The 17,453-nt window shown below is 66.7% G+C and carries 16 protein-coding genes; 5 read left to right on the top strand and 11 right to left on the bottom strand.

What is annotated here, in order from left to right; genetic code table 11:
- Positions 1-73 precede the first annotated feature (73 nt).
- Both RS899_RS06040 and RS899_RS06035 read left to right on the top strand, forming a co-directional pair.
- Positions 74-721, top strand: a complete 648-nt coding sequence (locus tag RS899_RS06040; RefSeq protein WP_037016845.1) for a FadR/GntR family transcriptional regulator — start codon at positions 74-76, stop codon at positions 719-721.
- 53 nt (positions 722-774) lie between these two features.
- Positions 775-2,055, top strand: coding sequence for a CynX/NimT family MFS transporter (locus tag RS899_RS06035; RefSeq protein WP_169940495.1), 1,281 nt, complete (start codon positions 775-777; stop codon positions 2,053-2,055).
- Positions 2,056-2,282: 227 nt separating this feature from the next.
- Here RS899_RS06035 and RS899_RS06030 read toward each other — a convergent pair whose 3' ends face one another.
- The 11 genes from RS899_RS06030 to RS899_RS05980 form a co-directional block, all read right to left on the bottom strand.
- Positions 2,283-3,338 (bottom strand): AI-2E family transporter, encoded by a 1,056-nt coding sequence (locus tag RS899_RS06030; RefSeq protein ID WP_054908421.1) that lies wholly within the window; start codon positions 3,336-3,338, stop codon positions 2,283-2,285.
- A 62-nt stretch (positions 3,339-3,400) separates the two neighbouring features.
- On the bottom strand, positions 3,401-4,195 hold the full coding sequence (locus tag RS899_RS06025; RefSeq protein ID WP_233300183.1) for a DUF4892 domain-containing protein: 795 nt from the start codon (positions 4,193-4,195) through the stop codon (positions 3,401-3,403).
- Between the two features lie 174 nt (positions 4,196-4,369).
- Positions 4,370-5,233, bottom strand: coding sequence for an alpha/beta fold hydrolase (locus tag RS899_RS06020; RefSeq protein ID WP_315809347.1), 864 nt, complete (start codon positions 5,231-5,233; stop codon positions 4,370-4,372).
- Positions 5,234-5,242: 9 nt separating this feature from the next.
- Positions 5,243-6,043, bottom strand: a complete 801-nt coding sequence (locus RS899_RS06015; protein WP_054908420.1) for an alpha/beta fold hydrolase — start codon at positions 6,041-6,043, stop codon at positions 5,243-5,245.
- 237 nt (positions 6,044-6,280) lie between these two features.
- Positions 6,281-6,928: a LysE family translocator gene (locus tag RS899_RS06010; protein WP_038803673.1), complete on the bottom strand. Its 648-nt coding sequence runs from the start codon at positions 6,926-6,928 to the stop codon at positions 6,281-6,283.
- A gap of 43 nt (positions 6,929-6,971) precedes the next feature.
- Positions 6,972-7,775, bottom strand: a complete 804-nt coding sequence (locus RS899_RS06005) for an AraC family transcriptional regulator (RefSeq protein ID WP_024766924.1) — start codon at positions 7,773-7,775, stop codon at positions 6,972-6,974.
- Positions 7,776-7,971: 196 nt separating this feature from the next.
- Positions 7,972-8,397 carry a hotdog fold thioesterase gene (locus tag RS899_RS06000; RefSeq protein WP_017517381.1) on the bottom strand — a complete coding sequence of 142 codons (426 nt, stop codon included), beginning with the start codon at positions 8,395-8,397 and terminating at the stop codon, positions 7,972-7,974.
- A gap of 20 nt (positions 8,398-8,417) precedes the next feature.
- Positions 8,418-10,085 carry an AMP-binding protein gene (locus RS899_RS05995; protein ID WP_054908419.1) on the bottom strand — a complete coding sequence of 556 codons (1,668 nt, stop codon included), beginning with the start codon at positions 10,083-10,085 and terminating at the stop codon, positions 8,418-8,420.
- A gap of 256 nt (positions 10,086-10,341) precedes the next feature.
- Positions 10,342-10,806, bottom strand: a complete 465-nt coding sequence (sixA, locus tag RS899_RS05990; protein WP_169940509.1) for a phosphohistidine phosphatase SixA — start codon at positions 10,804-10,806, stop codon at positions 10,342-10,344.
- Positions 10,803-11,159: a DUF4389 domain-containing protein gene (locus RS899_RS05985; RefSeq protein WP_054908417.1), complete on the bottom strand. Its 357-nt coding sequence runs from the start codon at positions 11,157-11,159 to the stop codon at positions 10,803-10,805. Before RS899_RS05985 ends, sixA begins: the two co-directional genes overlap by 4 nt.
- Positions 11,160-11,171: 12 nt before the next feature.
- Positions 11,172-12,194: an NAD(P)H-dependent glycerol-3-phosphate dehydrogenase gene (locus RS899_RS05980; protein ID WP_054908416.1), complete on the bottom strand. Its 1,023-nt coding sequence runs from the start codon at positions 12,192-12,194 to the stop codon at positions 11,172-11,174.
- 182 nt (positions 12,195-12,376) lie between these two features.
- Between RS899_RS05980 and RS899_RS05975 the strand changes: the two genes are divergently transcribed.
- Genes RS899_RS05975 through RS899_RS05965 form a run of 3 tightly spaced genes read left to right on the top strand, consistent with a single transcriptional unit; the run spans position 12,377 to position 17,320 of the window.
- On the top strand, positions 12,377-14,485 hold the full coding sequence (locus RS899_RS05975) for a TonB-dependent receptor plug domain-containing protein (RefSeq protein WP_409978047.1): 2,109 nt from the start codon (positions 12,377-12,379) through the stop codon (positions 14,483-14,485).
- A 1-nt stretch (position 14,486) separates the two neighbouring features.
- Positions 14,487-15,407, top strand: a complete 921-nt coding sequence (locus RS899_RS05970; RefSeq protein WP_315809346.1) for an ABC transporter substrate-binding protein — start codon at positions 14,487-14,489, stop codon at positions 15,405-15,407.
- On the top strand, positions 15,404-17,320 hold the full coding sequence (locus tag RS899_RS05965) for an ATP-binding protein (protein ID WP_315809345.1): 1,917 nt from the start codon (positions 15,404-15,406) through the stop codon (positions 17,318-17,320). The genes RS899_RS05970 and RS899_RS05965 overlap by 4 nt, the downstream gene beginning before the upstream one ends.
- Positions 17,321-17,453 lie beyond the last annotated feature (133 nt).

Below are 17,453 nucleotides of genomic sequence, written 5' to 3'. Positions count from 1 at the left end.
CCTGCATTGCCAGCGACCCCGTCCCTGGCCTAGTCTTGGCCTCTTCAAATTCATCCGATGATTGGATGTTTCCATGCCAAGCCCTCTTCAAAAGCGCTCCCTGGTCGACATCGCCCTGGAGCAGATCCACCAGCGCATCGGCGACGGCACCTGGCCGCTGGGCCAGCGCCTGCCCCCCGAACCCGAACTGGCCGAAGCCCTCGGCATGAGCCGCAATACGGTTCGAGAGGCGGTGCGCGTGCTGACCTTCTCCGGTGTGCTGGAAGTGCGCCAGGGCGATGGCACCTACGTGCGCGCCTGCGCCAACCCACTGGACGCCATGCTGGTGCTCGCCCGCAGCTCGGTGGAACAGGCGCTGGAGGCACGCGGCATCATCGAGGTGGAAGCCAGCCGACTGGCCGCCGAGCGCCGCAGCGAAACCGACCTCGCCGCGCTGCATGAGGCCCTCGAAGCTTCCGCCGTGCACCACGGCGGATCGCTGGACGAATACATCGCCCACGACCTGGCCTTCCACCAACGCGTGGTGGACAGCGCCCACAACCCGGTGCTCAGCGAGCTGTACCGCTACTTCTCCCAGGTCATCCGCGCCGGGCTGGAACGCACCATCGGCGACCCGAGCCGTCCACAACCCAGCTTCGAGCTGCACCGCGAGCTGGTGGACGCCATTGCCCGTGGCGACGCCGAAGCCGCCGCGAAAGCGAACCGCGCGCTGCTGATCTGACTCCCATTTCCTATACCGAACGCTTTCTGCCTTGCTGCCCTGGAATGCCCACCATGTCCCTGCCCAATGACCCGAAAGACACCGAACACAAGGTGTCCTGCCCGCCCGAAGAACTGCTGATCGACGCCGAAGACGACAGCGCGCCGAAGATCGAACCGCGCCCGCAACGTACCTGGCTGTTGCTGCTGGGCCTGGTGCTGGTGGCGATCAACCTGCGCCCGGCGCTTTCCAGCCTGTCGCCGCTGCTCAACACCGTGCGCGACGGCACCGGCCTTTCCGCTGCCGCCGCCGGCCTGCTGACCACCCTGCCGGTACTCTGCCTGGGCCTGTTCGCGCCGCTGGCGCCGATGCTCGCGCGGCGCCTGGGCGCCGAGCGCACCGTGCTGCTGATCCTCTTCACTCTGGCCGGCGGCATCGTCCTGCGCAGCCTGTTCCCGGTGGCCGGGCTGTTCCTCGGCAGCCTGGTGGCCGGCGCCAGCATCGGCATCATCGGCGTGCTGCTGCCGGGCATCGTCAAGCGCGACTTCCCGCATATCGCCGGGACCATGACCGGCGTCTACACCATGGCCCTGTGCCTGGGCGCCGCCACCGCCGCCGGTTCCACCGTGCCGCTGGCCGGGCTGATGGGCAACAGCTGGCAACTGGCCCTGGCGTTCTGGGCGATTCCCGCCGTGGTCGCGGCGGCGATCTGGCTGCCGCAGACGCGCCAGAACCACCACGCCCACCGTGCGGTGTACAAGGTGAAGGGCCTGTGGCGGGACCCGCTGGCCTGGCAGGTGACGCTGTACATGGGCCTGCAATCGTCGCTGGCCTACATCGTCTTCGGCTGGGTGCCGTCGATCCTCATCGACCGTGGACTCAGTGCGGTGGAAGCCGGGCTGGTGCTCTCCGGTTCGGTGATGGTGCAGCTGTTCAGCGCCCTGGCCGCCCCCTGGCTGGCCACCCGTGGCAAGGACCAGCGCCTCGCCGTGGTAATCGTCATGAGCCTGACCCTGGCCGGCCTGCTCGGCCTGCTGCTCGCCCCGCTCTCGGGTATCTGGGGCTGGGCGGTGGTGCTCGGCCTCGGCCAGGGCGGCACCTTCAGCATCGCCCTGGCGCTGATCGTGCTGCGCTCGCCGGACTCCCACGTCGCCTCCAACCTCTCCGGCATGGCCCAGGGCGTGGGCTACACGCTGGCGGCCTGCGGACCTTTCCTGGTTGGCGTGGTGCACGACGTCACCGGCGGCTGGGCGGCAACCGGGGTGATCTTCGTGGTGGTGACGGTGGCGGCGATCATCTTCGGCCTGGGCGCCGGGCGGGATCGGTTGGTGCAGGTGAAGAGCGAGCACGTCTGACTTCGCCGGATCGTAGGGCGCATAACGCCCCAGGCGTTATCCGCCATGGCGGCGGATAACCCGTTCGGGATTGCGCCTTACCTGTAGGAGCAAGCTTGCTCGCGAACCCGCCCAGCACCTGAGCCGCCGGGCAACCCGTTCGCGAGCAAGCTCGCTCCTACAATGTGCGACGGCTAACGTGGCGCGGTCATCCTCACCACAGGGCCGTAGGGCGCATCCTGCATGCCTCAAGCCACCGGCGGCGACGGCGGTCGTTGCGAGCTATCTACCCAGGCGCTGATCAGGTTGTAGACCACCGCCAGCAATACCGGCCCGAGGAACAAGCCGATGAAGCCGAAGCTGAGCAAGCCGCCAAGCACACCCAGCAGCACCACCACCAACGGCAGGTTGCCGCCGCGGCTGATCAGGTAGGGCTTGAGGATGTTGTCCACGCCGCTGATCACGAAGAAGCCCCAGATCGCCATGAATACCGCGTAGCCGTAGCTCTCCTGGTAGAACAGCCAGATCACCGCAGGCCCCCAGATCAGCGGTGGCACCATCAGCAGGCTGCAGACGAAGGTCAGCAGTCCCAGCACCAGCGGGCCCGGCACGCCGGCGATGAGGAAACCGATGGTTGCCAGCACCCCCTGCGCAGCGGCGGTGCCGATCACCCCGTTGACCACCCGTTGCACGGTACCGGCGATGATGTCCATGTACTGCTGTGCGGTGTCGCCGATGAGGCGCTGCAGCATGCCGTGGGCAAAAGCCTGCAGGCGCAGGCCGTCACGGTAGAAGAAGAAGATCAGCACCAGGCTGAGTACCAGCTCGAAGATTCCCGCCCCCAGTTTGGCGCTGCGCGCCAGCACCCAGTTGCCGACCTCGCCCATGTACGGCTTGAGCGCGGAGAACATTGCCACGCCCTGCTGGTCGGCCTGGTACCACCAGCCGATCAGGCGATCGCCGATCAGCGGCACGCGAGCCATCCACTCCGGCGGCGGCGGCAGGCCGGAGACCTGCAGGTTCTTCACCAGCTCCACGCCTTCGCGCACCCGGTCGACCAGCCCGAAGCCCAGCCACACCAGCGGCAGCGCCACCAGCACGATCCAGCAAACGGTGAGCACGCCGGCCGCCGCTGCCTGGCGGCCGCCCAACAGTTGGGTGAGCAGGCGCATCAGCGGCCAACTGGCGAAAGCCAGCACTGCCGCCCAGACCAATGCCGACCAGAAGGGCAGCAACACCCAGATGCTGGCCGCAAGCAGGCCAAGCAACAGCAGGCGCAGCAACAGGCGATCATTGTCGAACATTGGAAACCCCGGTTGGCTCGAAAGCCCCAGTGTAGGGCGTTTCGCCCTTCAGCGTAGGGGAATCAGCGCAGCCAGGTCAGGTGCAGGCCGTCGCTGTCGTCCTTGCCCTGCTCCAGACGCGCATCGCGCACGCCCTGGGCGGTGAGTGCTGCACGCCAATCGCTGGCGTGCTTGCCGGCCAGCTCGACGCGCACCCCGGTATCCAGGCGCAGGGTACGCACCAGCAGGTCGAGCCAGGCACCGCCCGGCTCCTGCGGTACATGGCTGAGGGTCAGCTCGCCGTTGGCCTTGAGCAGGCGCATCAGGGTCGCCGGGCTGGGCAGCAGCTCGCCGAGCGCGGCGCCGCTGTCCAGTTGTTCGGCATGCAGGTAGGCGCGGCGGTTGCCGCGGGTGATGGTGTAGACCGCTACCAGGCTGTTCTCGTGGGGCGCGGCAAGGCGCACCAGCAGGTAGGCCTGCTGGTCGTCCGGGCCGAACAGCTTGGAGTTGCCGAACACCGAATTGGCCAGCAGGTTGCTGGAGCCGCAATCGCGGCTCTCGCACCAGAACAGCGGCGTGGCGTCGGCCTTGAGCAGGTCCTTGCGCGCGGCGGCGAAGGCGCTCTGGCTGGAGTCCTCGTCGGGCAGGCGGTAGGTCACGGCGGTCAGGTCACCGATGGCACGCACCTCCCCCTCCATGCGCAGGCGCCCGCTGATACGACTGATCGAGCCCTGTGGGTAGATGCGCTCCTGGCCGGCAGCCTGGTTGAAGTCGACGATCTCCGAACGCGGGAAGCGCGGGAGGATGTCCAGGTCGTGGCTGTCGGGCAGGTCGGCGGCGACGACTGCGCCAGCGGCAGCCATCGCGGTGGTGAGCATCAGGGACTGAAGGAGCCGTGAGATCCGGGCCTTCTGCGCGTCCGCCGGATGGGTTTTGCCGTCTTGGCGCGCGGTGGTCTGGACGTCGAGCATGCACAATCTCCCTGAAACGATCCGTGCAGACTCGCGGCAGGCCCCGCTTTAGTCAAGCTGCGCGCCGCTACAGGGTATTGCTCAGTCCGCCAGCAGGAACGGCCGGAAGATCGCGGCAACCGCTTCGGCGCCTGCCTCGTCATCCAGGTGCAGGTGGTGCTGGCCCGGCAGTTCATGGACCTCGAAGGGCCTGTCCTTGAGCAGTTCGCGGGTGGCCGGCTCGACCATCATCAACCCCTGCTGCGCCAGCACCAGGCTGGTCGGGCACTGCACGGACTGGACGAATTGTCGCGCATGGGCGCGGGTCAGGCGCAGTGGCGAAGGCAGTGTCAGGCGCGCGTCGGTACGCCAGGTATAACCACCGGGCACCGGCACCAGGCCACGGGATGCCAGCAGTTCAGCGGCTTCCCGGCTCACCGCACCGACGCCCTTCATGCGCGCTTCCACCGCACGGTCGATAGCCTCGTACACCGGCTTGCGCTTGTTCGGCAGCGCCAGTTGCGCGCGCAGGGCTTCGCCGAGTTTCTGCGGCGACGTGTCCGGTTCACCGGTGTAGGGCACCAGGCCGTCGATCAGCGCCAGGCGCTCGATGCGCTCGGGCATGGCGCCGGCCAGCAGCACCGAGACAATCGCGCCCATGGAGTGCCCGAGCAGGGAGAAACGTTCCCAGCCCATCTGGTCGGCCACCATCAGCACGTCCAGCGCGTAATCCCAGAGCAGGTAGCTGGCCCCCGGTGCGCGGTGACCGGAGTGGCCGTGGCCGGCGAAATCGAGGGCGAGGATGCGCACACCTTCGAGCTTCGGTGCCAGGCGGGCGAAGCTCATGGCGTTGTCCAGCCAACCGTGCAGGGCAATCACCGGACGGCCGTCTTCCGGGCCGAACAGGTGCGCGGCCAGCTCGATGTGCGGCAGGTTCAGGCGGATTTCCTGGACTTTGGCGGTCATGGCGGTTCCTCAGGCGTTGGTGCGCTGTTGCCAGCGGGCGAAGACGGTCTTGAGCAGAGCGGCGGTGTCCTGCGGGCGCTCCAGCGGGAACATGTGCCCACCGGGCAGCGACAGGCTCTCCCCCATGGGAATGCGGCCGATCATACGGGCGTGGTGCGGCAGCACCACCCGACTGTGGCGGCCGCGCACCATGGTCAACGGCACGGCGAGCTGCTTCGCGCGGCCGGGGCTGGTGTGTGGCACGTTGCGGTAGATGGAGATTTCGGTGGCCGGGTCGAACTTCAACCGCAGGCCCCTTGCGTCGGCCGGCGCCAGCCCGTGGCGCACATAGGCTTCCAGGCAATCGCGGTCGAAACGCTTGAACAGCGGCTTGCCGGCGAAATACTCCAGCGCCTCGGCAAAATCGTCGAAATCCTCGCGGCGACCGAGCGTGCGGCCGGCGGGCGTCAGCCGGTCGATGAAGCCGAAGCGCTTGGCGACACGGATCACCAGTTGATCGGCCAAGGTCAGCAGGGGCGAATCGAGCATGACCACCCCGCGATACAGCTCGGGCCTGCGCAGCGCCGCGTGGTAATGCAGCACGCCGCCCAGGGAATGGCCGACGCCCCACACCGGTTCATCCAGCGCCTCCAGGTGATGCAGCAGCTCCTCCACCAGGTTTTCCCAGTTGGCGTTCACCGGGAAGCGCGGGTCATGGCCGTGCATGTCCAGCCGATGGACCCGGTAATCCGGCTCCAGGGCGTCGAACAACTTGCCGTAGGTACCCGAGGGGAAACCGTTGGCGTGGGCGAAGAAGACCGCTTGCGACATGCTGGGTGAACTCGGGGGAATGACAGCCTGGATTTTCCGACAGCAACCCGAGTGCGGCAATGACCCGCACTCCCGCGAATGACGGCACTACGGCCAAAGTCCATGGCGCTCCGGCAGATTTGCCCTGATCCACCCTTCTGCGGCACAGCTTCGGCGGACAACCGCGAACGGTTATGCGCCCTTCAGGAGGCTCATCGTAGGGCGCATAACGCGGAACGCGTTATCCGCCGCCAACCATCACACCCAATGCACCGCGTGGTTCACCACGCTGAACAGGATGCCGCCAGCCACCAGCAGGAACACCAGCCCGCAAGCTCCATCGATCACCGGCACCGCCCGCAGCAAGCGCTTCTGCCAGACCGGTCGGGTGAGGATCACGCTGAGCAGGCTGAACCAGAGGAAACCAGTGCCGAACAGCATCACAGCCACCGCCACCTTGCCGGGTGCCGACATGTCTACCGGGATCAGGCTGGTCAGCAACGCGAGGAAGAACACCAGCGCCTTGGGATTGAACAGGTTGGTCGCCAACCCGCGCAGCCAGGGGCCAAGCCTGGATTCAGCCAGCTCGCCGTCGATCCGTCCTGCCCCGCCCGGCTTGCGCAGGGCACGCAGAGCGCCGATGCCCAGCCAGCCGAGGTAGACCGCGCCCACCAGCTGCAACGCACTGAACAGCAGCGGCGAGCGGCTGAGCAGCAGCGACACGCCGGTCAGCACCAACGTGCCGTGGACCAGGATGCCGCAGGCCAGCCCCAGGGCGCTGAGCACGCCGGCGCGGCGGCCCTGGTGCAGTGACGTGCGCACCACCAGCGCGACGTCCGGGCCGGGGCTGACCAGGGCGACGGCAAACACGGCGGTGAGCATGAGCAAGACGTGAACCTCCTGCATGGCGGGATTCTCCAGTGGAAAAGGGATACGAAGAGTGTCTGGGTCAACGCTGGCGCAGTCGCGCGGGCGGCAATCCGTAGGTGCGGCGGAACAGGCGGCTGAAGTGCGCCTGGTCATAGAAGCCCAGGCTCAGGGCGATCTCCGACAACGGCTGGCCCTTGAGCACCCGAGGCAAGGCGCGCTCGAGGCGCAGGTGCGTCAGCCACTGGTGCGGCGGCAATCCGCACTGGTGGCGGAAGCGGCGCAATACCTGCCAGGGGCTGAGGTCGCAGAACTCGGCGATCTCCTCCAGCGTCGGCGGCGTTTCCAGGCGCGACTCCAGCCATTCGCGGATACGTGCCCAGGTCGGCGCGTCGAAACCCTGCCCCGGCTCACGGATGCGCAGGCTGGAGGCGCGCTCCAGCAAGGCGGCCAGCGCCTGCCACAGCTGGCCTTCCTGTTCCAGCCGCTCGCCCCCCAGCATCAGGGCATGGGCTTGTTGCAGTTCGGCCTGCAGCCGTGGATCGCGCAGTTGCGCGGCCGTCAGCCGCGGCGCGCCCTGGCGGCCATCGCTGAAGGCGCGGCAGGCATCGTCCAGCCAGTGCGGGTCGATGGACAGCACGCGAATACGGTAGCCGTCCTCACCGTCGCTGGAGCCGTCGTGGATACTCTCGGGGCTCATCAGCAGGATGTCGCCATTCCCGGCCAGCGAGCGCTCACCGCGATGGGTGTAGCGCTGGCGACCGTCGAGCATCAACCCGACGTGATAGTCGAGGTGAAAATGCCGCGGAAAGGCGAAACGGCGGTACTCGGCGTCGATGAAACGGACGCCGGGCAAGCCGCTGCTGTGGTGTTCGATGCGTTCCATGCGCCTACTTTACCGGCGCAGGAACGGCGGGTCTTGGACAAAATTGCGAGCGCCCGCTCCTACAGTCAGATGCAACCGCAGGGAGCGCCCTTGTAGGATGGGTGGAGCCTAGGCGATACCCATGCTGACGGAGCTGTAATTGATGGGTATCGCTTCGCTCCACGCCATCCTACGTTCGAGCCAGTTCCCGGCCCCCTCAACGCTCCAGCGGCACCACCGCCATGGTCAGCCGCGAAATGCAGCTCGGCTTGCCATCATCCCCGTGCAGGCGGATTTCCCAGACGTGGGTCGAGCGGCCGATGTGCACCGCCTTCGCCACCGCCGTCACCCGCCCGCTGCGCAGGCCGCGCAGGTGGTTGGCGTTCACTTCCAGGCCAACGCAGTAGTACTTGGACGTATCCAGGCACAGGTAGCTGGCGGTGGAGCCGACGGTCTCCGCCAGCACCACCGAGGCGCCGCCGTGCAGCAGGCCGTAGGGCTGGTGGGTACGCGAATCCACCACCATGCTGGCGGTCAGCGAGTCGTCGTCGAACGCCTCGAAGCGGATGTCGAGCACTTCACCGATGGTGTTCTTCAGGTTCGCGTTGAGCTTTTCCAGATCGGGCGTGGTGCGCCAGGTCATGCCATTCCCCTCATGTCGTCTCATTCATGCCATTGCACCGCCTCGCGGCGCTCCGCCCATTCATTGAAGCGCTGACCGTAGGTGCCTTCCACCACGTTGCGCTTGATCTTCAGGGTGGGCGTGAGGAAGCCGTTATCCACCGTCCAGACGTCCTTGACCAGCACCAGTCCGGCCAGGCGTTCGTGCTTGTCCAGCGCCTCGTTCACCTCCGTCAGCAGCGCCTGCAGGCTCTGTTCGAGCTCGATGCGCGAGCCGTTGGCGGCTTCCTGGCGGCCAACCTCGGAGAGCACACACAGGCCCAGCGGGGCGATCAGGCCGTCGCCGACCACGCAGATCTGCTCGATCCGCGAATGCACGGCCAGGCGGTTCTCGATGGGCGCCGGGGCCACATACTTGCCCTTGGCGGTCTTGAAGATTTCCTTGATGCGTCCGGTCAGGCGCAGGTGGCCTTCGGCATCCTGCTCGCCCTTGTCGCCGGTACGCAGGAAGCCGTCCTCGGTGATGGTCTCGGCAGTGCGCTCCGGGTCCTTGAAGTAGCCGACCATGGTCGCGCCGCTGCGCACCTGCACTTCGCCCTCGTCGCTGATGCGCACTTCCACGCCGGGGCTGTTGCGGCCGATCCAGCCGGTCTTCTGCTCGCCGGGACGGCAGACGTGGGAGTAGCCGCAGTTCTCGGTCATGCCGTAGACCTCAAGCACATTCAGGCCCAGCCGCTGGTACCAGTTCAGCAGCGCCTCGGGCACCGGCGCGGCACCGCACAGGGCGTAGCGCACGGCGTCCAGGCCAAGGCCGGCGAGTACCTTGCGACCGACCAGGCGGCCGACGATGGGCAGGCGCAGCAGGCGGTCGAGCTTTTTCGCCGGCATCTGCGCGTAGACGCCCATCTGGAACTTGGTCCAGATGCGCGGCACGCCGAAGAACACCGTGGGCCGCGCCCGGCGCATGTCGGCAACGAAGGTGTCCAGGCTCTCGGCGAAGAAGATCGTCTGCCCGGCATAGATCGACGCCATCTGCACAAACATCCGCTCGGCCACATGGCACAGCGGCAGGTACGACAGCAGCCGGTCCTCCTCGCCGACACCGAACAGGTCGATGGCATGGCTGGCGGCGAAGGCGAAGTTGCCGAAGGTGTGCATCACGCCCTTGGGCGTACCGGTGGTGCCGGAGGTGTAGATGAGGGTCGCCAGGGTGGTGGTGTCCGGGCGCGGATCATCGCTGATCGGCGCCTGCTGCTGGAGATCGCCCCACTGGTGGTCGAATCGCCCTTCCGGATGCAGCGGCAAAGCCACCGTGGGCACGCCCTCGGGAATGCCGTCGACCATTGCCGGCCAGTCGTCCAGCTTGCCGATGAAGGCCACCCGCGCTTCGGAGTGGGTCATCACCTGGCGCACGGAGTCGGCGGTGAGGTTGGGATACAGCGGCACCGAGACGTGGCCGGCCATCCAGATGGCGACGTCGGCGACTATCCAGTGCGCACAGTTCTTCGAAATGATCGCCACCCGGCTGCCTTCGGGCAGGTCAAGGCTGCGCAGCCAGGCGGCGGCGCGGCGGGCCTGGTCGCCCACTTCGCCCCAGGTCAGGGTCTGCACTTCGCCGCCAGTGAGCGGCTGCACCAGGTAGCGCTTGTTCGGGTGGCTCTTCTCGCGCTGATAGAACAGGTCGAGTGGTAATCGGACTGCTTTAACCACGTGCCCCTCCTTTGTTTTTTTTGTCAGAGGTGTAGCTCAGGGATATAGCGATGGATCAACCAAGCACTTGCTTGGTTGAATATTCCACGCAGCGCAGCGGCAGACAAGGCTGGTCGTGTGAACTTTTGTAGGATTTAGCCGAAGGATTGGCCACCAGCCGCTCTGCAACGCGGCCCGCGAAGAAACATCCAGGCACGATTTGCCGGCAATAGAAATGCAAAAGGCCCCTTTCGGGGCCTTTGCGGAAACGGACGACTCAGGAATGCCGCGGATGGTAGAGCGACACCAGCTCCATCAATCCTGCTACCGGCACCTCGCCTTCCAGCTCCGCCAGCGTGGCGGTGCTGAACGGCACGGCATCGCTGCGGCTGCCATGCACCAGCAGGCCGGCGAGCGCACCGACCAGCGGCTGATGCGTCACCAGCAGCAGGTTCTGCTCGTTGCGGCCATCGAGGAAACGCAGCACGTCTTTCGGATCGTCATCCGGGGTAAGCCAGGGCGCGGTGCCGACCGAACCCTCGAAGCCCAGCGCCTCGCGAACCAGCTCAGCAGTTTCCTGGGCGCGCACGTAGGGGCTGGCAAGGATCCCGTCCAGCGGGCGACCGGCCAGTTGGGCGGCGCTTTTCAGCGCCTCCTTGATGCCATGGGCCGTCAGTCGGCGCTCGGCATCACGGCGGGCCTGGGGCTCGGCCTCGCCATGGCGCAGCAGCCAGAGCTTCAAAGCTTCGGCTCCTCGTCACGCACCGGGTGCGGCGCCGGCGGCACGTCGTGCGGGGCCTCGCCTTCCGGGGCACGGGCAGTCGGCCAGTCGGCGAACGGCCAGGGCTTCTCTTCGGTCTGGAAGGTGCCGAAGCGGCCAATCTGCGCAAAGTACTGGCTCAGGCTGTCGCCGAAGCCCATCAGGCTGCCGCTTGGCGCACCGTAGATGATGCGGTAGATCAGCTGGATGATCACCACGGCGCCGAGGATCATCTCGGCGACGAACCAGACCAGCGCGAAGACCAGCATCCAGACGACGCGCAGGACCAGGGACTCCTTCTCTAGACGATCAGCGGGCTGACGTTCAGCGGACATGGCGAATCCTCCTCAGAAACCGGTGGTGGGAATGAAGTCGACGTCGGTCTTCGGCTCGCCGCTCATCAGCGCTCCGATGACCTGCTCCAGTGTACGGCCGCCGAACAGGATGGCGTTGAGGCCGGCCACCAGCGGCATGTAGACCTGCAGCTCGTCGGCCTTGGCCTTGAGCACCTTGAGGGTATTCACGCCCTCGGCAGTCTCGCCCATGCGCGCCACGGCGTCTTCCAGGGTCAGGCCTTCGCCCAGGGCGAAGCCCACCTGATAGTTACGGCTCTTGGGTGACGAACAGGTGACGATCAGGTCTCCCACGCCGGCCAGGCCGAGGAAGGTCATGGGGTTGGCGCCGAGCTTGACGGCGAAGCGGGTCATCTCCGCCAGGGCGCGGGTGATCAGCATGCCCTTGGTGTTCTCGCCCATGCCCAGCGCGGCAGCCATGCCGGCAATAATGGCGTAGACGTTCTTCAGCGCGCCGCCCAGCTCGACGCCGAAGCGGTCGCCACTGGCGTAGACGCGGAAAGTGCGGCCGTGCAGGGCCTGCTGCACCTGGGCACAGAGGTCTTCGTCCTCGCTGGCGACCACGGTGGCGGTCAGCTCGTGCTCGGCGATCTCGCGCGCCAGGTTCGGGCCGGAAATCACCGCGATGCGGGATTTCGGGGCGATCTCTTCGAGCACCTGGCTCATCAGCTTGAAGCTCTGCGCTTCGATGCCCTTGGTCAGGCTGACCAGCATCTTGCCCGCCAGCTCTTCGCTGCGGCCGTCGAGCACCTTGCGCAGCGCGCTGGAAGGCACTGCGACGAAAATCATCTCGCACTCGGCCAGGGTCGCCGCCAGGTCCGTGGTCGGCTCCACGCCGTCATGGATACGCACGCCCTTGAGGTAGTTGGGATTCTCGCGGCGGGTGCGGATCGCCTCGGCCTGCTCCTCGTCGCGCATCCATTGACGAACGCGCTGCCCGTTTTCCGCCAGCAGATTGGCGAAGGCGGTGCCGAAACTGCCACCACCGAGGACGGCGATCGGTTGCTGCTGTGTCATGTCTGTTCCATTGGTGGCCGCCCTGAGGCAGCGATTGGGGCATTATAAGGCCGCATCGGCGAGCGACCAGCCCGGATCGCCGGACTGGCAATCAGCGCTGCCTCGTTTAACATCCGTCTGACAGAAAACGTCTAACTCCAGACGTCGACACACCTGATAAAAACCGAGAACAAGGTCGTTCCGTGCAGCATCCCGTCCGCGTCCCTTTGCCGCTTACCCTGCTTGCCGCGCTGCTGGCCGGCAAGGCCATGGCGGGCGATCTGTTCGTGGACAGCCTCGACATTCCCCAGGTACTGACCGCGACGCGGCTGAAACAGTCCCCCGCGGAAGTGCCCGGCAGCATGACGGTACTCGACCGCGACCTGATCAAGGCTTCCGGCGCTCGCGACATTCCGGAGCTGATGCGCCTGGTACCGGGCATGATGGTCGGCTACCTGTCGGGCAACCAGGCGACGGTGAACTACCACGGCACCAACGTCACCGAGGCGCGGCGCCTGCAGGTGCTGGTGGACGGCCGCTCGGTGTACCGCCCGGGCCTGGCGACGGTGGACTGGAGCGACATCCCGGTGGCCATCGAGGACATCGACCGCATCGAGGTCTTCCGCGGCCCCAACGCGGTGAGCTACGGCGCCAATGCGCTGATGGGCGTCATCAACATCCTCACCCGCCACCCGGCCGACAGCCAGGGCACGCGGTTGAAATACACCGCCGGGCAGAACGGCGTCCGCGACTGGTATGCGAGCCAGGGCATCCACGACCGCTCAGGCGATTACCGGTTGTCGTTGTCCGGCCAGGAAGACGACGGCTTCGACCATGACCAGTTCGATCGCAATTACCGCGATGGCCGTCGACTGAACCGCTTCAACCTGGTGGCCAGCCACAACCTCGACCTGCGCAACAGCCTGGACTGGCAGTTGGCGGCCAAGGAAGGCACGAACCAGCGGCCCTACAGCTACGAGCCGATCTTCGGCGACATCGCCCCCGGCGACGACAACTCCGACCTGACCGCGCGCGACTACGCGGGCTCGATGCGCTGGACCTTCGACGTGAACCCCGAGCACAGCTTCTATGTGCAGGGCTACGCCGAGCACTGGGAGCGCCTGCAGGACTTCGGCGCCTGCGAGGCCCAGGTCGCCTTCAGCCCCCAGCTGGCGCAGCTCTGGTCGCTGAACCCGAAGTACGTCGACGACCTGGCCGAGTCGCTGCCCAGGATTCCCCGCGGGACCGCTCAGGAACAGGCGCTGGCCGGACAGGTACTGCAGCAACTGGCCAATGGCGCCTACCTGCCGGTGTGCGGGCAGGTGAATCAGAACATTCGCGAGACCCGCTACGACCTGGAAATCCAGGACACCCTGAGCCTCGCCGAAAGCGTGCGGCTGGTCAGCGGCATGAGTTATCGGCACGACCAGGCCACCTCGGAGACCTACTTCGACGGCACGGTGAACAACGACATCTGGCGCCTGTTCGGCCAGCTGGAATGGCACCTGTCGCCGCACTGGCTGCTGCAGGGCGGTGCGATGGCGGAGGACGACCAGCTTTCCGGCAGTTCGGTCAGCCCGCGCCTCGCGCTGAACTACCTGATCAATCCGCGCCACAGCCTGCGAGCGGTGTATTCCGAAGCCGTGCGCTCGCCGGACATGTACGAGAACGACGTGAACTGGAGCTACCGGGTGCGCAACCTCTCGCCGCTCGCGTATGGCCAGTCCAGTGCCTACTACTTTGCCCGCGCCCACGGTCCCGGCGACCTGGACCAGGAGCGCATGCGCTCGCGGGAAATCGGTTACAACGGCCAGTTCGACGAACTCGGGCTGGCGGTGGACATCAAAGCCTACTACGACGAAATCCACGGGCTGATCAGCGATCCCTTGCAGGTATCCGACTTCGAACCGACCAACGACAACGACATCCGCTTCAGCGGCGCCGAAACCCAGCTGGACTGGCGCCTGACGCGGCAGGACCGCGTGCGGCTGACCTATGCCTATGTCGACTACGACGCCAGCAGCCGATTCGACCGGCGCCTCACCGCGCGCAACAGCGGCTCGGCCGGGTGGATGCGCGACTGGGGCCGCGGCTGGTCCAGCTCGGTCTTCTACTATGGCGACGATGCGCTGAACGAACACCGCTTCGAGCGCATCGACCTACGCGTGGCCAAGCGCATTCCCCTGGGCCGCGCCGCGCTGGAACTGGCCGGCGTCCTGCAGCAGCGCCTGGACGACGAACCACTGACCTGGCCGGAAAACCGCTACGACAACCGCCACCTGCTCTACTTCAGCGCCGAGGTGGCCTTCTAGCATGCCTGCCCGCCGCTCATGGACGAGCCCCGGCCCCCTCTTCGCCGCCCTGCTGCTCTGGTTGGCCTGCCTCTTCGCGCTGCCGGCCCAGGCCCGCGACATCCTGCTGGTCAGCACCGAGCAGAGCCCAGCCCTGCAGGACTTCGCCGAAGCGCTGGCGCAACATCGGCCTAATGACCAGGTGCGACTGGAGACCCCGGAAAACCTGCCCCCCGCCGCCAACCTCGATGGCCAGACGCGCCTGTTGCTGCTCGGCAGCGGCGCGCTGAACTGGCGCCTGGCCAGCCACGACGCACCGCCGGCGCTGACGCTACTGGTAAGCCGCGTCGAAGCCCGGCAGGTCCTGGGCGAGCGCGAGCCACCGCACCTCAGCCTGCTATGGAGCGACCCGCCGCCGGCCCGGCAACTGCAACTGGCGCTGCAACTCAGCCCGCGTCCGCAGCGCATTGGCGTGCTGCTCGGCCCTACCAGCGAGTTCCTCCTGCCGGAGCTCGACCAGGCTGCGCGGGAGCTCGGCGTCGAGCTCATCAACGAACGGCAAACCCGTCCTGACGACAGCCGCCCGTTGCGAGAATTGCTCGGTCGCAGTGACCTGCTGCTCGGGCTGGACGACAAACAGCTTTATAACGCGCAGACCATCAAGGGCATCCTCCTCAGCGCCTACGCCGAGAACCGGGCGCTGATCGGCCCTACCGCCACCTTCGTCAAGGCCGGCAGCCTGGCCAGCAGCTACAGCGACCAGAGCGACTGGCTGGAGACCCTGGACACCCTGCTCGACCAGCCAGCGGAGCAATGGCCGCGCAGCCTCTACCCCGAACGCTTCAAGGTGCAGAGCAACCGCCAGGTGGCGCGTTCGCTGGGCATCGACCTGCCGGACGACGCGCAGCTTGCGCAGCGCCTGGCCGAAGGAGAGAAACCATGAGTTCCCGCAAGAGCTGGAACATCCAGACGCGCATGCTGGCCATCAGCCTGGGGCCTGCGCTGCTGTTGACCGTGCTGCTGACCGGCTACTTCACCTACTCGCGTCTGCAGGACCTGCGCCTGGAGTCCAACCACACCGGCCAACTGATCGCCAACCAGCTCGCCCCGGCGGCGGAATACGGGGTGATCTCCGGCAACCTGCCCGTGCTGCAGAGCCTCCTGCGGGCGACCCTGAGCACCGCCCACGTGCGCTTCATCGAGGTGCGCGACCGGGGCGACAACATCCTCGTCTACGTCGAGCACGCAGCCGATCCCGCGCAGGCGAGTACCAAGGTGGAAATCTTCCACGCCTCGATCCAGCGCGAGAACATCGCCCTCAATGGCAGCGCGCTGGGCGGCTCCAACGACATGCTGCCGGCCGCCGCGCCGCCCAGCGGCGACTACCTGGGCCGCGTGGTGGTCGGCATGGCCAGCGACGCCTTCAGCGAGCGGCAGCAGGAGATCCTCCTCAAGGCCAGCCTGCTCGCCCTGTTCGCCCTGATCCTCACGTACCTGCTGGCGCGCCGTCTCGCCCGTCGACTCGCCGCGCCGATCCGCACCATGGGCCGCGCCGTGCAGGCGATCCAGACCGGCGACTACCACACCACCCTGCCGGTGCCGGACGACGGCGAAGTCGGCGACCTCGCCCGCCACATCAACAACCTCGCCCGCGGCCTGCAACAGGCCAGCCTGGAGCAGGAGCGCAGCATCGCCCAACTGGTGGCCGCGCGAGAGGAGGCCGAAGAGGCCAACCGTGCCAAATCCGACTTCCTGGCGATGATGAGCCACGAGCTGCGCACTCCGATGAACGGCGTGCTGGGCATGCTGCAGCTGCTGGAAACCACCGAACTGAACCAGGAGCAGGCCGAATACAGCGCACTGGCCACCGAATCCACCGAGCACCTGCTCAAGGTGATCAACGACATCCTCGACTTCTCCCGCGTCGAGCGCGGCGCGCTGGAGCTGGAGCGCATTCCGTTCAACCTGCTGGAACTGATCCAGAGCTCCATTCAAGTCTTCCAGCACAGCGCCCAGCAGCGCGGCCTGGCACTGGAAATGAATGTTCAGGACGGGCTGGACAATCTCGAGGTGCAGGGTGACCCGACGCGCATCCGGCAGATCCTCGTCAACCTGTTGGGCAATGCGCTGAAATTCACCGAGGAAGGCGGCGTGCGACTGGAGGCCACCTGGCAGGCACTGGACGCAGAGGTGCTGTGGCTCAGTTGCTCGGTGCAGGACAGCGGCATCGGCATCTCTCACGAACGCCTGGAACACATGTTCGAGGCCTTCCAGCAGGCAGACTCCTCCACCTCGCGGCGCTATGGCGGCACCGGGCTGGGCCTGTCCATCGCGCGCACCCTCGCCGAACGGATGGGCGGCACCCTGGGTGCGGTCAGCGAGGAAGGCTGCGGTTCGACCTTCACCCTGGAGATCCCGCTGCCCTTCCGCGAGCGTCAAAGCGCCGCAGAGGACGGGACGAACGGTGGCGCCGCGCTTGCCACTGGTCAGTCCGTGCTGCTGGTGGAAGACAACCCGGTGAATCAAACGGTCATAGAAGCTATGTTGCGCAGCCTGGGCTATCGCGTCACGCTGGTGGGTGACGGCGCCCAGGCAGTGCGCACCTCGGAGCGCGGCGAGTTCGCGGTGATCCTGATGGACTGCCGCCTGCCGGTGCTCAACGGCTACGAAGCTACCCGGCAGATCCGAGCGAAACTGGGCGGCGAACAGGTGCCGATCATCGCCCTGACCGCCAATGCGCTACAGGGTGATCGCGAGGCGTGCCTTGAGGCAGGAATGAACGACTATCTCGCAAAGCCGTTCAAACGCGCGGAGTTGCAGCGGATTCTGCAGCGCTGGGTTGCTCCAGGTCGTTGATCCAGGGAGCACTTGCCCGCAAACTGCGGACCGGCCCACGGCCTGCGTCCCGACAGGGAAACCTGGCGTCGGCGAAAAGTGAACAAGCGTTCGCCGATTGCTGTGACTTTCACTTAAAGGCAATAGTCTATGA

Source organism: Pseudomonas sp. C9-3, assembly GCF_032392015.1.
Lineage (GTDB): Bacteria > Pseudomonadota > Gammaproteobacteria > Pseudomonadales > Pseudomonadaceae > Pseudomonas > Pseudomonas nitroreducens.
Note: the sequence above shows the minus strand (reverse complement) of the source record. Positions and strands in the feature narration are given on the sequence as shown.